This window comes from Pseudomonas sp. 22526, from assembly GCF_052044735.1.
Classification (GTDB): Bacteria; Pseudomonadota; Gammaproteobacteria; order Pseudomonadales; family Pseudomonadaceae; genus Aquipseudomonas; species Aquipseudomonas piscium.
Window position 1 is genome coordinate 378,590 of sequence record NZ_JBQENK010000004.1, and the last position, 13,275, is coordinate 391,864.

Annotated in this window: 10 protein-coding genes; 6 read left to right on the forward strand and 4 right to left on the reverse strand. The window is 62.3% G+C overall.

From position 1 onward, the window contains the following. Positions 1-15 precede the first annotated feature (15 nt). Positions 16-267 (forward strand): sulfurtransferase TusA, encoded by a 252-nt coding sequence (gene tusA / locus ACTJKT_RS08635; RefSeq protein ID WP_007921329.1) that lies wholly within the window; start codon positions 16-18, stop codon positions 265-267. Here the strand turns inward: tusA and ACTJKT_RS08640 are convergent. Further along, positions 264-1,670 (reverse strand): MATE family efflux transporter, encoded by a 1,407-nt coding sequence (locus ACTJKT_RS08640; RefSeq protein ID WP_440786789.1) that lies wholly within the window; start codon positions 1,668-1,670, stop codon positions 264-266. The two genes, tusA and ACTJKT_RS08640, sit on opposite strands and share 4 nt — an antisense overlap. A 179-nt stretch (positions 1,671-1,849) precedes the next feature. Here ACTJKT_RS08640 and pdxB point away from each other — a divergent pair, with 179 nt between their 5' ends. Then, the gene (pdxB, locus tag ACTJKT_RS08645) at positions 1,850-2,995 is read left to right on the forward strand and encodes a 4-phosphoerythronate dehydrogenase PdxB (protein WP_440786790.1); all 1,146 of its coding nucleotides are present in this window, start codon (positions 1,850-1,852) and stop codon (positions 2,993-2,995) included. 81 nt (positions 2,996-3,076) lie between these two features. On the opposite strand, the gene ACTJKT_RS08650 is transcribed toward pdxB, so the two are convergent. Beyond that, the gene (locus ACTJKT_RS08650; protein ID WP_007921326.1) at positions 3,077-3,256 is read right to left on the reverse strand and encodes a PA1571 family protein; all 180 of its coding nucleotides are present in this window, start codon (positions 3,254-3,256) and stop codon (positions 3,077-3,079) included. Positions 3,257-3,587: 331 nt separating this feature from the next. Here ACTJKT_RS08650 and ACTJKT_RS08655 point away from each other — a divergent pair, with 331 nt between their 5' ends. Beyond that, a complete protein-coding gene (locus tag ACTJKT_RS08655) occupies positions 3,588-5,363 on the forward strand; it encodes an ABC transporter transmembrane domain-containing protein (RefSeq protein ID WP_440786791.1) in 1,776 nt (591 codons plus the stop codon). Positions 5,364-5,424: 61 nt separating this feature from the next. Here the strand turns inward: ACTJKT_RS08655 and ACTJKT_RS08660 are convergent, their stop codons facing one another. Beyond that, entirely contained in the window at positions 5,425-7,353 is a 1,929-nt protein-coding gene (locus ACTJKT_RS08660; protein WP_440786792.1) for a transglycosylase SLT domain-containing protein, read from the reverse strand. A 214-nt stretch (positions 7,354-7,567) separates the two neighbouring features. Here ACTJKT_RS08660 and ACTJKT_RS08665 point away from each other — a divergent pair, with 214 nt between their 5' ends. Next, positions 7,568-9,487 (forward strand): ATP-binding cassette domain-containing protein, encoded by a 1,920-nt coding sequence (locus tag ACTJKT_RS08665; RefSeq protein ID WP_063429269.1) that lies wholly within the window; start codon positions 7,568-7,570, stop codon positions 9,485-9,487. An 87-nt stretch (positions 9,488-9,574) separates the two neighbouring features. Here ACTJKT_RS08665 and ACTJKT_RS08670 read toward each other — a convergent pair whose 3' ends face one another. Further along, on the reverse strand, positions 9,575-10,012 hold the full coding sequence (locus ACTJKT_RS08670; protein WP_007921319.1) for a universal stress protein: 438 nt from the start codon (positions 10,010-10,012) through the stop codon (positions 9,575-9,577). A gap of 104 nt (positions 10,013-10,116) precedes the next feature. On the opposite strand from ACTJKT_RS08670, the gene ACTJKT_RS08675 reads away from it, so the two are divergent. Together ACTJKT_RS08675 and fadB are read left to right on the forward strand one after the other, a co-directional pair. Further along, entirely contained in the window at positions 10,117-10,554 is a 438-nt protein-coding gene (locus ACTJKT_RS08675) for a hypothetical protein (RefSeq protein ID WP_440786793.1), read from the forward strand. A 567-nt stretch (positions 10,555-11,121) separates the two neighbouring features. After that, the gene (fadB, locus tag ACTJKT_RS08680; RefSeq protein ID WP_097302688.1) at positions 11,122-13,269 is read left to right on the forward strand and encodes a fatty acid oxidation complex subunit alpha FadB; all 2,148 of its coding nucleotides are present in this window, start codon (positions 11,122-11,124) and stop codon (positions 13,267-13,269) included. Positions 13,270-13,275 lie beyond the last annotated feature (6 nt).

The following is a 13,275-nucleotide window of genomic DNA, read 5'->3' on the forward strand; positions in this document are numbered from 1 at the left end:
TTTCAGGAGTGAGTTATGAGTCAAATCATCGATACGCCGGTCGACGGCACGCTGGATGCCACCGGGCTCAATTGCCCGGAGCCGGTCATGATGCTGCACCAGCATATTCGTGACCTGCAGCCCGGCGGCCTGCTCAAGGTGATCGCCACCGATCCCTCGACCCGCCGCGACATCCCCAAGTTCTGCGTGTTCCTCGACCATGAGCTGGTCGCTCAGCAGGAAGAAGCCGGCACCTACCTGTACTGGATTCGCAAGAAGTCCGGTTAACCCGCCGCCTGGCTGATGCGGATTCGCTTGCGCGCGCTGCGCGCCAGGCGGATCGACAGCATCAGCGCCGCGCAGCTCAGGCCGGCAATCAAGCCTTCCCACAGCCCGCTCGGGCCGCTGGCCGGGCCGAACCAGTCGGTCAGCCCCAGCACATAACCCACCGGCAAACCTATGCCCCAGTAGGCGAGCAGCGTCAGGACCATGGTCACTCGGGTGTCCTGGTAGCCGCGCAGGGCCCCTGCGCAGATCACCTGGATCGCGTCGGAGAACTGGTAGAGCGCGGCGTACACGATCAGCATCGCCGCCACCTGGATCACCGCGGTGTCCGGGGTGTAGATCGAGGCGATGGATTCGCGCAGCAGCAGGATCAGGCTCGCGGAGAACAGGGCGAAGGCCAGCGCCGCGCCCAGGCCGACGCCAGCGGCGAAGCGTGCCTGATGCGGGTTGCCGGCGCCCAGGGCCTGGCCGACCCGCACCGTAACCGCCATGCCCAGGGAATACGGAATCATGAACAGCAGGGAACTGATGTTCAGGGCGATCTGGTGCCCGGCGACCACCGTGGCGCCGAGGCTGCCGATCAGCAGGGCGATCACCGCGAAGATGCTCGATTCGGCAAACACTGCGATGCCGATCGGCAGGCCAACGCTCAGCAAACGCTTGATCACCGCCCATTGCGGCCAGTCGAAACGCTTGAACAGCTGGCTGCTCTGGTAGGCCGGAGCCCAGCGGGTCCAGCCGGCCATGGCCAGCATCATTGCCCACATCACGATGGCCGTGGCCCAGCCGCAACCGACGCCGCCCATGGCCGGCACGCCGAGGTGGCCATAAATGAACACGTAGTTGATGGGGATGTTCAGGGCCAGGCCGAACAGGCCGATGACCATGCTCGGCCGGGTACGGCCCAGGGCATCGCTACAGCAACGCAGCACGTAATACAGCGCCACCGCCGGCAGGCCGCTGGCGATGCCGTGCAGGTATTCCATGCAGGGGCCGATCAGCGTCGGGTCGACCTTCATCAGGTGCAGCACCGGCTCGGCACTGAGCAGAATCAGGCTGGCGCTCAGGCCGACCGCCAGGGCCAGCCACAGCGCCTGGCGCACGAGCGGGCCGATCTCGCCATAGGTGCCGGCGCCGACCCGCTGGGCCACCTTGGGCGTGGTGGCCAGCAGGGTGCCGGTCATCAACAGGAATACCGGGATCCAGATCGAGTTGCCCAGCGCCACCGCCGCCAGGTCCCGTGGGCTGTACCGGCCGGCCATCACCGCATCGACGAATCCCATGGCCGTGGTCGCCAGCTGCGCGATCATGATCGGCAAGGACAGGGCCAGCAGGCTGCGCAGTTCAAGGCGCACCCGGGCCGGGCGGTTGAGGGAGGCGGCAGGGGTATCGGTCACGGAATTCACAGGCGAAGCGTCCACAGGGTTGATGCGCAGGGCGGCGTATTCTACGCATTGACAGATGAGTCAGGAAAAAACCTCTGTTGTCGATTTGTAAGTGCTGGCGGAGGGCGACAGGGTGGATTGCTTGCTGGCCCAAAATGGCCTTCTACGCCTAAACTGCGGCTCCGCGAAAGGAGCCTGCCATGCTGATTGTTGCCGACGAAAATATTCCCCTGCTCGATGCCTTTTTTGCCGGCTTCGGCGAGATCCGCCGTTTTCCGGGGCGGGCCATCGACCGCGCCGCGATCGAGGGCGCCGATGTGCTGCTGGTGCGTTCGGTGACCCAGGTCAGCCGTGCTTTGCTCGAAAATAGCCAGGTGCGGTTTGTCGGGACCTGCACCATTGGTACTGATCACCTGGACCTCGAGTATTTCCACGAGGCGGGCATTCGCTGGTCCAGTGCGCCGGGCTGCAATGCGCGCGGGGTGGTCGACTATGTGCTGGGCAGCCTGCTGACCCTGGCGGAAATCGAAGGCGCCGACCTGACGCAACGCACGTACGGCGTGGTGGGCGCGGGCGAGGTCGGTGGACGGCTGATCGAGGTGCTGCGCGGTCTGGGCTGGAAGGTCCTGGTCTGCGATCCGCCACGACAGGTGGCGGAAGGGGGCGACTACGTCAGCCTGGAGCAGATCCTTGAGCAGTGCGATGTCATCAGCCTGCACACACCCTTGACCAAGGCCGGCGAGTTGCCGACCTGGCACCTGCTGGACAAGCAGCGCCTGCGCCGGCTGCGCCCCGGTGCCTGGCTGATCAACGCCAGCCGCGGCGCGGTGGTGGATAACAGCGCCCTGCGCGAAGTGCTGCTCGAGCGTGAAGACCTACAGGCGGTGCTGGATGTCTGGGAAGGCGAGCCCCAGGTCGATGTGGCCCTGGCCGACCTGTGCGTGCTGGCCACGCCGCATATCGCCGGTTACAGCCTCGATGGCCGGCAACGCGGGACGGCGCAGATCTATCAGGCGCTCTGCGATTACCTCGGCCAGCCGCAAGCGATTCATTTGCGCGACCTGCTGCCCCGGCCATGGCTGTCGGAAGTGAGCCTCGATGCCAATAGCGATCCGGCCTGGTCCCTGGCGATGATCTGTCGGGCGGTTTACGACCCGCGGCGCGACGATGCGGATTTCCGCCGCAGCCTGGTGGGCAGCGTGGCCGAGCAGCGCGCGGCCTTCGATGCGTTGCGCAAGGGTTATCCGCCGCGACGTGAAATCGATGGGCTGGCCGTGCGTATCCAGGGCGAAGCGCCAGGCTTGCAGCAGATCGTATCGGCCCTGGGGGCGGTGTCGGTTCGCTGATCGGGTCTGGAGCCGGGACGTTTCTGGCAGGCATAAAAAACCCGGCTTCAGGGCCGGGTCAAGAGGACGTGAGGCTATGTGTCAATCTTGCTGCGCAGGCTTGACCAGTCGCTTTTCCAGTTCGCGGCAGGCGTTCTGGATCATGTCTTCGGTGATCGGTACTTCGCGACCCTGAGCGTCGATAATGGCGCATCCCAGAGACTGGTCGGGGTGGGTACGAATCACTTCAATCTTGTCATTGCTGCTGTTTTGCAAGGACATGGCCTGTCTCCTCATCAGGTTGTGCGCTTACTTTAAAACCGCCAGGTGACCAAGCTGTGACAACTCCCTGCAAGGTCCCACTACGGCGTTTTCTATCCGGTTAAGTCCTCAGTCCAACAGAAATGCCTGTGGACTTCCACTCGGACCTTAGACCAATAGCATCTAGGCTCCAGTATCAGCGGACATAATTAATCTGACTCATTGTGATTTAGCCAGATTCCAGGAAGACAGATTCCAGGAAATCGGTTCCGACAAACAGGGCTGCGCCTCATGACTGTGCTGGATCACCCAGCGATGGATGGGGCGGGGCGGTTCCCAGGTGTGCTCCCGGATGAACTTCATGCTTTCTTCGCGTCAACGCCGGGCGATTCGCCTGGCCAGTCGTTTCATCGCGCCTTATCGCTGGCAGGCCTTGGGGGCGTTGCTGGCGCTGGTGGTGACCGCGGGTATCACCCTGTCCATGGGGCAGGGCATCCGCCTGTTGGTGGACCAGGGCTTCATGACCGGATCACCGGACCTGCTCAACCAGTCTATCGGCCTGTTTCTGCTGCTGGTGCTGGGGCTTGCGGTGGGGACCTTCGTGCGTTTCTACCTGGTGTCGTGGATCGGCGAGCGCTGCGTGGCGGACATCCGTCGGCAGGTGTTCAATCACCTGATCTACCTGCACCCGGGCTTCTATGAGAACAACCGCAGTTCGGAGATCCAGTCGCGGCTGACTGCCGACACCACCTTGCTGCAATCGGTGATCGGGTCCTCGCTCTCGCTGTTTTTGCGCAATGCGCTGATGGTGATCGGCGGCATCGTGCTGCTGTTTGTCACCAACCCCAAACTCACCAGCATCGTGGTGATCGCCTTGCCTCTGGTGTTGGTGCCTATCCTGATTTTCGGCCGTCGGGTACGCAGCCTGTCGCGCTTGAGCCAGGACCGTATCGCCGATGTCGGCAGCTACGTGGCGGAAGCCCTGGGCCAGATCAAGACCGTCCAGGCCTATAACCACCAGCCTCAGGATGAGCGGCGTTTCGCCCTGACGGTGGAGGAGGCGTTCAACACCGCGCGCCGGCGTATCGTCCAGCGTGCCTGGCTGATTACCCTGGTGATCGTGCTGGTGCTGGGGGCGGTCGGGGTGATGCTCTGGGTCGGCGGCATGGATGTGATCGCCGGGCGCATTTCCAGCGGCGAGCTGGCGGCCTTTGTCTTCTACAGCCTGATCGTCGGCAGTGCCTTCGGCACCCTGAGCGAAGTGATCGGCGAGCTGCAACGAGCCGCCGGCGCGGCGGAGCGGATTGCCGAGTTGCTGCGTTCGGAAAACCTCATCCAGCCGCCGAGCGATGGTCTGGCCACCTTGCCCGAGCGGGTGCGGGGCGAGCTGGTGCTGGAGAACCTGCGCTTCTCTTATCCGTCGCGTCCGGACAGTTATGCCGTCGATGGCTTGAGCCTGACTGTTCGCGAGGGGGAGACCCTGGCGCTGGTCGGGCCGTCGGGGGCGGGCAAGTCGACTATCTATGATCTGCTACTGCGTTTCTATGACCCGGAGCAGGGGCGCATTCTGCTCGATGGCGTGCCCTTGACCCAACTCGACCCGCAGGATGTGCGTCGCTGTTTTGCCCTGGTGTCGCAAAGCCCGGCGCTGTTCTTCGGCAGCATCGAAGAGAACATTCGTTATGGCAAACCCTCGGCCACCCCGGAGCAGGTCAGGGAGGCGGCAAGGATTGCCTACGCCCACGACTTCATCGAGAAAATGCCCGAGGGTTACCAGACCCATCTCGGCGATGCGGGGCTGGGACTTTCCGGTGGCCAGCGCCAGCGCCTGGCGATTGCCCGGGCGCTGCTGGTGGATGCGCCGATCCTGTTGCTGGATGAAGCCACCAGCGCCCTGGATGCCCAGAGCGAACATTTGATCCAGCAGGCCTTGCCGAGCCTGATGAAGAATCGCACCACCCTGGTGATCGCCCATCGCCTGGCCACGGTGAAAAACGCCGATCGGATCGCGGTGATGGATCAGGGGCGGCTGGTGGCGGTGGGGACCCACCAGGAGTTGGTCGCCAGCAATCCGCTGTATGCGCGTCTGGCGGCGCTGCAGTTCAGCGATGGTCAGCCTGCCTCCTGAGCCAGCGTTGGAAACGAAAATGCCCGCATCGCTGCGGGCATTTTTTATGAGGCGTTATCGCTTACTGATCGTCGAAATACCGCTCATGCCAATCCACCAGTGGCTGTGGCGAATTGAGTTTCTGGCCGTAGATCACCGAATAGGACAGCACGTTCTGCACGTACTGGCGGGTCTCGTCGAACGGAATGCTCTCGACCCAGACGTCGAAGCTCAGGTGGTCGGCGCCCCTGAGCCATTGGCGCACGCGGCCGGGGCCGGCGTTGTAGGCGGCGGAGGCGAGTACCCGGTTGCCGTTGAACTGGCTGTGCACCTGGCTCAGGTAGGCGGCGCCGAGCTGGATGTTCTTGTCCGGGTTCAGCACTTGCTGCGGCGAGGCCAGCGGGATGCTGAACTTGCGCGCGGTTTCCTTCGCGGTGCCGGGCATCAGTTGCATCAGGCCGGCCGCACCGACGCTCGAACGGGCGTCGTCCATGAACGCGCTTTCCTGGCGAGTGATCGCGAATACCCAGCTCGAGTGCAGGCCGCGGACCTTGGCTTCGCGCACCAGGGTGTCGCGGTGGGCCATCGGGAAGCGGATGTCCAGGTCGTCCCAGTATTTCGCCTGGCTGATGGTGCGGATGGCCGGGAAGTACCATTTCAGGTCGTAGGCCAGCTTGGCCTGGGCGACCATTTCGTCACGGTTGAAATGACGGCTGACGTGGTACCACTCACGACGGCCATCGACGATCTGGCCGCGGGCATGGAACTCCAGGGCGCGCCGCACGCCGGGCGTATTGCGCACCTTGTTGATCACCTGCTGGCTGAGCACCAGCGGTTTGTTGTTCAACTGATAAGGCAGCTGGGTGCGGTCGGCCGCGAGGAAACCATAGAAGTCGCGCTCATTGGCCAGGCCTTTGTAGAGGGTCTGTGCCTGAGGGTTCTGCGGTTGGGCCAGTTCCAGGCTGCGTGCCTGCCAGTAGCGCCAGCGGTTGGTGGTCGCCAGGTCCTGGGGCAGCTTGCGGGTCAACTGGTAGGCATCTTCCCAGCGAGCCAGGCGCAACAGCAGGCGCAGGCGCCATTCGGAAACCGTGTTGTCGCGCAGCTCGGGATCGTATTTTGTCATCACGTCCAGGCCGCGGCTGTCGAAGCGCCGCGCCAGGGTCAGGCCGATTTCCCGGGCAATCGCCACTTTTTCGTCACGGGAGAAGTGCATGCTGCTGGCATAACCGTCGAGCAGGGCCATGGCCCTGTCCGGATCCTGGCGAGCCAGGCGGCGCAGGCCCAGGCCGACCACGTCGGACATGGCTTCGCTGGCCGGAGTGAAGCGCGACGGCTGGCTGAGCAGCTCGGGCTTCTGGGCAACGTCCACCAGCAGCCGGCCCTGAGGGGCGAGGCTGGTCATGCTTTTGACCAGGCTGTTGGCCAGAGGATAGTTGCGGGCTTCGGCGGCCAGTTTGGCACGCTGCCAGCGTTTCTGTTCAGTCAACTGGCCTTCGGCGGCCCACTGGGCGAACAGCGCGTCGCAGGTGGCCGGCAGGGATTTGCCGCTGAGCCAGAGCTTGTCGGTGGCGGCGTAACCTTCGGCCTTGAGGTTGTGGCCCAACTGGTATTGCGCGTTCAGGCAGTCCAGCTCGGTGAAGTTCAGCTTGGGGTCGTAATACTTGACGAAGGTGGCCCAGTCGCCGCGTTCGGCCAGCCAGCGCAACCAGCGCAGTTTCATCCAGTTGGCCTGGGGCAGGTCGCCGTGTTCACGGAGAAACTTTTCGATCTCGGCGTTGCTGGCGGTCTTGAGCCGGGCGGTCAGTTCGTCATAGGCCAGATAGGGCTCGAGCGGGTAGTCGGCCAGGACCTGGCTGTAGCGGAAATACGGGCCGGAGTCGCCCTTGGCCAGGGCGCGCTTGGCTTCATCGTAATATTGACGCTGGAGTGAGAGGTCCGCGGCCTGAGCGGTGTGCACGGCAGAGGCAGAAAGAAGCAGGCAGGATAAAAGACTGAAAAGGCGACTGCGCATGAGACATCCGGGCAGAGAAATCATGACAAGTGCCGACAATGCCAACACTGAGTTATTGCCTAGCTTAGCCTTTTGCCAGCAACGGGTGAAAGCTTTGCCGGCCTCTTGTCGCCAGTTCGCGGCAAATGTTGTTCAGGGTGCTTCAGGAGCGAAAATGCCGGCCTTCTGAGGCCTCAACTCAGGTAGAATGCGCGCCCGGTTTTTGGAGAAGCTCATGACCCTGCTCAAATTCAGCGATGTGTCCCTTGCGTTCGGCGCTATGCCGTTGTTGGACAAGGTGTCCTGGCAGATCGCCCGTGGTGAGCGGGTGTGCATCATCGGCCGCAACGGCACTGGCAAATCCAGCATGCTGAAGCTGGTCAAGGGCGATCAGAAGCCCGACGACGGTTCCGTATGGCGCGCGCCCGGTCTGAAAATCGGCGAGTTGCCGCAGGAATTGCCAGTGGCCGACGAGCGGACAGTGTTCGACGTCGTCGCCCAGGGCCTCGATGGCGTTGGCGAACTGCTGGCGCAGTATCACCACCTGAGCCAGAACATCGTCACTGATGCCGATCTGGAAAAGCTCATGCACGTCCAGCACGACCTCGAAGCCCGTGACGGCTGGCGCTTGCAGACCCTGGTGGACAGCACCCTGAGCCGCCTGCAACTGCCGGCCGACAAGACCCTCGCCGAGTTGTCCGGTGGCTGGCGTCGTCGCGTCCTGCTGGCCCAGGCCCTGGTGTCCGAACCGGACCTGCTGCTGCTCGACGAACCGACCAACCACCTGGATATCGGCGCCATCGCCTGGCTGGAAGAAGCCCTGAAGGACTTCCAGGGCGCCGTCCTCTTTATTACCCACGACCGTTCCTTCCTGCAGAACCTGGCGACCCGGATCCTCGAGCTGGACCGTGGTGGGCTGATCGACTGGAACGGCGACTACGCCAGCTTCCTGGTGCACAAGGAAGCAGTGCTGGCGGCCGAAGAAACAGCCAACGCGCTGTTCGACAAGCGCCTGGCCCAGGAAGAGGTCTGGATTCGTCAAGGCATCAAGGCCCGCCGTACCCGTAACGAAGGCCGCGTGCGCGCCCTCAAGGCCCTGCGTGTCGAGCGCAGCGAGCGTCGTGAGCGTACCGGCAAGGCCAATATCCAGCTGGAAACCGCCGACAAGTCCGGTAAGCAGGTAATGGTGCTCGAAGACGTGAGCTTCGCTCATCCGGGCGGTCCGTTCCTGGTCAAGGATTTCTCCATGGTCCTGCAGCGCGGCGACCGTATCGGCCTGCTCGGTGCCAACGGTACCGGCAAGACCACGCTGCTCAAGCTGATGCTGGGCGGCCTGGTGCCGAGCAGCGGCAAGGTCGAGGAGGGCACGCGTATCGACGTGGCCTACTTCGATCAGTTGCGTCACCAGCTGGACCTGGAAAAGACCGTGATCGACAACGTCGCCGAAGGTCGCGACTTTATCGATATCGATGGCCAGAGCCGCCACGTGCTCAGCTACCTGGGGGATTTCCTGTTCAGCCCGCAGCGTGCCCGCACGCCGGTCAAGGCGCTGTCCGGTGGTGAGCGTGCCCGTCTGCTGCTGGCCAAGCTGTTCAGCAAGCCGGCCAACCTGCTGGTGCTCGACGAACCGACCAACGACCTGGACGTGGAAACCCTCGAGCTGCTGGAAGAGGTGCTGCTGACCTTCCAGGGCACCGTGCTGATGGTCAGCCACGACCGGGCATTCCTCGATAACGTGGTGACCAGCACCCTGGTGTTCGAAGGCGAAGGCAAGGTTCGCGAATACGTCGGTGGTTATCAGGACTGGTTGCGCCAGGGTGGTTCGCCACGCCTGTTGGGCGTGACCGAAAACAAGTCCGGCAAGGCCGAGCTGAACTCGGCGGTGGTTGCGCCTGTCGCGGCGGCGCCTGCTGCGGCACAGGAAGCGCCTGCGGCCAAGAAGAAGCTCAGCTACAAGTTGCAGCGCGAGCTCGAGGCGTTGCCTGGCCAGATCGAAGCCATGGAGCAGCAGATCGCCAGCGTGGAAGCGGAGATGGCCGACGCCGGCTTCTATCAGCGTCCTGCGGCCGAGACCACGGCGGTCATCGCCCAGTTGGAACAGCTCAACGCTGAACTGGACGTGATGGTCGAGCGCTGGGCCGAGCTGGATGCCTGAGTGACCTGGCGTCAATAAAAAAGCCCGACATTCATGTCGGGCTTTTTGCAGGGCAGGTACGGGCGGAGAATTCTGCCGGTGACGGGCTCAGCGTTTGACCAGATGCACGGCCAGTACGTCGCAAGGTGCGCCGTGCAGCACGTCGTTGGCGGTCGAGCCCAGCAGCAGGGCCAGGCCGTGGCGGCCATGGCTGCCGACCACGATCAGGTCGCATTCCTGTTCCTTGGCCAGGTGGTGGATTTCCTGGCGTGGCTGGCCATAGGTCAGGTGGCTGTATTCCTTGGACAGCTCAGGGTATTTGGTGATGAGGCGATCGAGGCGTTCCTTGGCCTGGTCGAACTGCTGCTGTTGCAATTGGGACAGGTCCATCGGCACGTCGCCGCCGAACGCCATGGCCATCGGCTCGACAATATGCACCAGGGACAATTTGGCGCTGTTGCTGACCGAAAGCTCGCGAGCCCGGTGGATAACAGGATCGCACTCTTCGGTTAGATCTACTGCGACCAGAATATGGTGGTAGGGCATGAGGTGCTCCTCCTGAGGATTGCAATAGCTTCAAGTATGGCTGGTTTCAAGCGGATTGGTTCCGACCTGGATCAATCGGCTCATCAAGAATCGGGAGTACAGATATGACGGTCTGGATAGTGGTGTCAATCCTCGCGGTGGTCTTGAGCCCGCTGGCCTGGTTGCGTCCGTCGCGCCGCCAGAGCGGGCAGATCGCCCTGCGCATGGAGGCGCGCCGCATGGGGCTGGGCATGCAACTGGCGCCTCAGGAGTGGCCGCACTGGATGGATCCGCAGCCTCCAAACCCCTGCGCGCAGTACCATCGACCGCGGCGCGGCACGCAGCCGGCCTGCTGGGCCTACTGGCAAAGCGCGCCAGGCATGTGGGTCAACCAATGGCGGGAAGCCTGTGCGGACCCTGCCTTGCTCGAGCACTTTCGCACGCTGCCGGCCAACGTGTTCAAGGTCGAGGCCGACCGACAGATGATCGTCTTGTATTGGGGCGAACGTGGTGAAGCCAGTGTTTTGCAAGACATTGCCGCGGTGCTCAAGGCGCTGGCGTGAGGCATGACCTGCGCTGCAATGGCACAGGTTATTGAAAAGCAGGCAATAAAAAGCCCGACAGGGTCGGGCTGGGTTGGCCAGGCAGGCCGGTAAATCCTTTCTGATCCCCTGGTTCTGAGCGGCCGGGGATAGGGTTGTCGCTGATCTTACGCCTGGTTTTCGGCCAGGCGTCCATATTTTTGCTCCAGGGTTGTGCCAGCGTAGCCGCGAATCGGTTATGGGTGCCACGCATTAGGGCGACTTTTCTAAAGATTGATTCTATGAATGTCCTGGGATGAGCAGGCTTGTTGATGGTGCGTGCCCGTCTGAAGTGACTAAGAAGTCGTGTTTTAAACAACCTTTTGGGCGATTGACAATTGTCGGATTTTGCCTGAATGTGGCGTACCCAAATCAAACGGGCGTATGAATTGAGCGTTTGTATTACCAGACGGCTCTTCCAGAATCCCGACTATCGCGTTGGCGGGTGTGCCTGGCGGATTGGCGTAGCATCGATGGAAACGTCGTTGCCGAGTCAGAAGTTAGCGTCCGACGTGTACTGTTCAGCTTCCATATCGTGGAGATCAGTTGATGATTTACGAAGGTAAAGCCATCACGGTTAAAGCTCTTGAAAGTGGCATCGTCGAATTGAATTTCGACCTCAAGGGTGAGTCCGTCAACAAGTTCAACCGTCTTACCCTGAACGAATTGCGTTCGGCCGTAGACGCCATCAAGGCAGATGCGTCGGTCAAGGGTGTGATCGTCAGCAGTGGCAAGGACGTCTTCATCGTCGGCGCCGACATCACCGAATTTGTCGATAACTTCAAGCTGCCGGATGCAGAGCTTGTCGCAGGCAACCTCGAAGCCAACAAGATTTTCAGCGATTTCGAAGACCTCAACGTTCCGACCGTTGCCGCGATCAATGGCATCGCGCTGGGCGGCGGTCTGGAAATGTGCCTGGCAGCTGACTATCGCGTCATGTCCTCCAGCGCCAAGATTGGCCTGCCGGAAGTCAAGCTGGGCATCTACCCGGGCTTCGGCGGTACCGTTCGCCTGCCACGCATCATCGGTGCCGACAACGCCATCGAGTGGATTGCCGCCGGCAAGGAAAACCGCGCCGAAGACGCACTGAAAGTCGGTGCGGTCGACGCTGTCGTCGCCCCGGAAAAACTGCATGAAGCGGCTCTGGCCACCGTCAAGCGCGCCATCTCCGGCGAGTTCGACTACAAGGCCAAGCGTCAGCCGAAGCTGGAAAAGCTCAAGCTCAACGCCATCGAACAGATGATGTCCTTCGAAACCGCCAAGGGTTTTGTCGCCGGCCAGGCTGGCCCGAACTACCCGGCGCCGGTCGAAGCCATCAAGACCATCCAGAAAGCCGCCAACTTCGGTCGTGACAAGGCGCTGGAAGTCGAAGCCGCGGGCTTCGTCAAACTGGCCAAGACCTCTGCCGCGCAGAGCCTGATCGGCCTGTTCCTGAACGACCAGGAACTGAAGAAAAAGGCCAAGGCCTACGACGAAATCGCCCAGGACGTGAAGCAGGCCGCCGTACTCGGTGCCGGCATCATGGGTGGCGGTATCGCCTACCAGTCGGCGTCCAAAGGCACGCCGATCCTGATGAAAGACATCAACGAGCACGGTATCGAGCAGGGCCTGGCGGAAGCCGCCAAGCTGCTGGTCGGCCGTGTCGATAAAGGCCGCATGACCGCGGCGAAGATGGCCGAAGTGCTCAATGGCATTCGTCCTACGCTGTCCTACGGTGACTTCGGCCACGTCGACCTGGTGGTCGAAGCGGTCGTCGAGAACCCTAAGGTCAAGCAAGCGGTGCTGGCCGAAGTCGAAGACCAGGTCAAAGAGGACACCATCCTCGCCTCGAACACCTCGACCATTTCCATCAGCCTGCTGGCCAAGGCCCTCAAGCGCCCGGAAAACTTCGTCGGCATGCACTTCTTCAACCCGGTGCACATGATGCCGCTGGTCGAAGTCATCCGTGGCGAGAAGTCCAGCGAGCTGGCCGTGGCCACCACCGTTGCCTACGCCAAGAAAATGGGCAAGAACCCGATCGTGGTCAACGACTGCCCGGGCTTCCTGGTCAACCGCGTGCTGTTCCCGTACTTCGGCGGTTTCGCCAAGCTGGTTAGCGCCGGTGTGGACTTCGTGCGCATCGACAAGATCATGGAAAAATTCGGCTGGCCGATGGGCCCGGCCTACCTGATGGATGTGGTCGGCATCGACACCGGCCACCACGGTCGTGATGTGATGGCCGAAGGTTTCCCGGATCGCATGAAAGACGACCGTCGTTCGGCCGTCGATGTGCTCTACGAAGCCAAGCGTCTGGGCCAGAAGAACGGCAAGGGCTTCTACGCCTACGAGGCCGACAAGAAAGGCAAGCAGAAGAAAGTGGCCGACCCGTCGGTGCTGGAAGTGCTCAAGCCTATCGTCTACGAGCAGCGTGAAGTCACTGACGAGGACATCATCAACTGGATGATGATCCCGCTGTGTCTGGAAACCGTTCGTTGCCTGGAAGACGGCATCGTCGAGACCGCGGCCGAAGCCGACATGGGCCTGGTGTACGGTATTGGTTTCCCTCCATTCCGTGGCGGTGCGCTGCGCTACATCGATTCGATCGGTGTTGCCGAGTTCGTTGCCCTGGCCGACCAGTACGCCGATCTGGGCGCGCTGTACCACCCGACCGCGAAGCTGCGCGAGATGGCCAAAAATGGCCAGAGCTTCTTCGGTTAAGCGCCC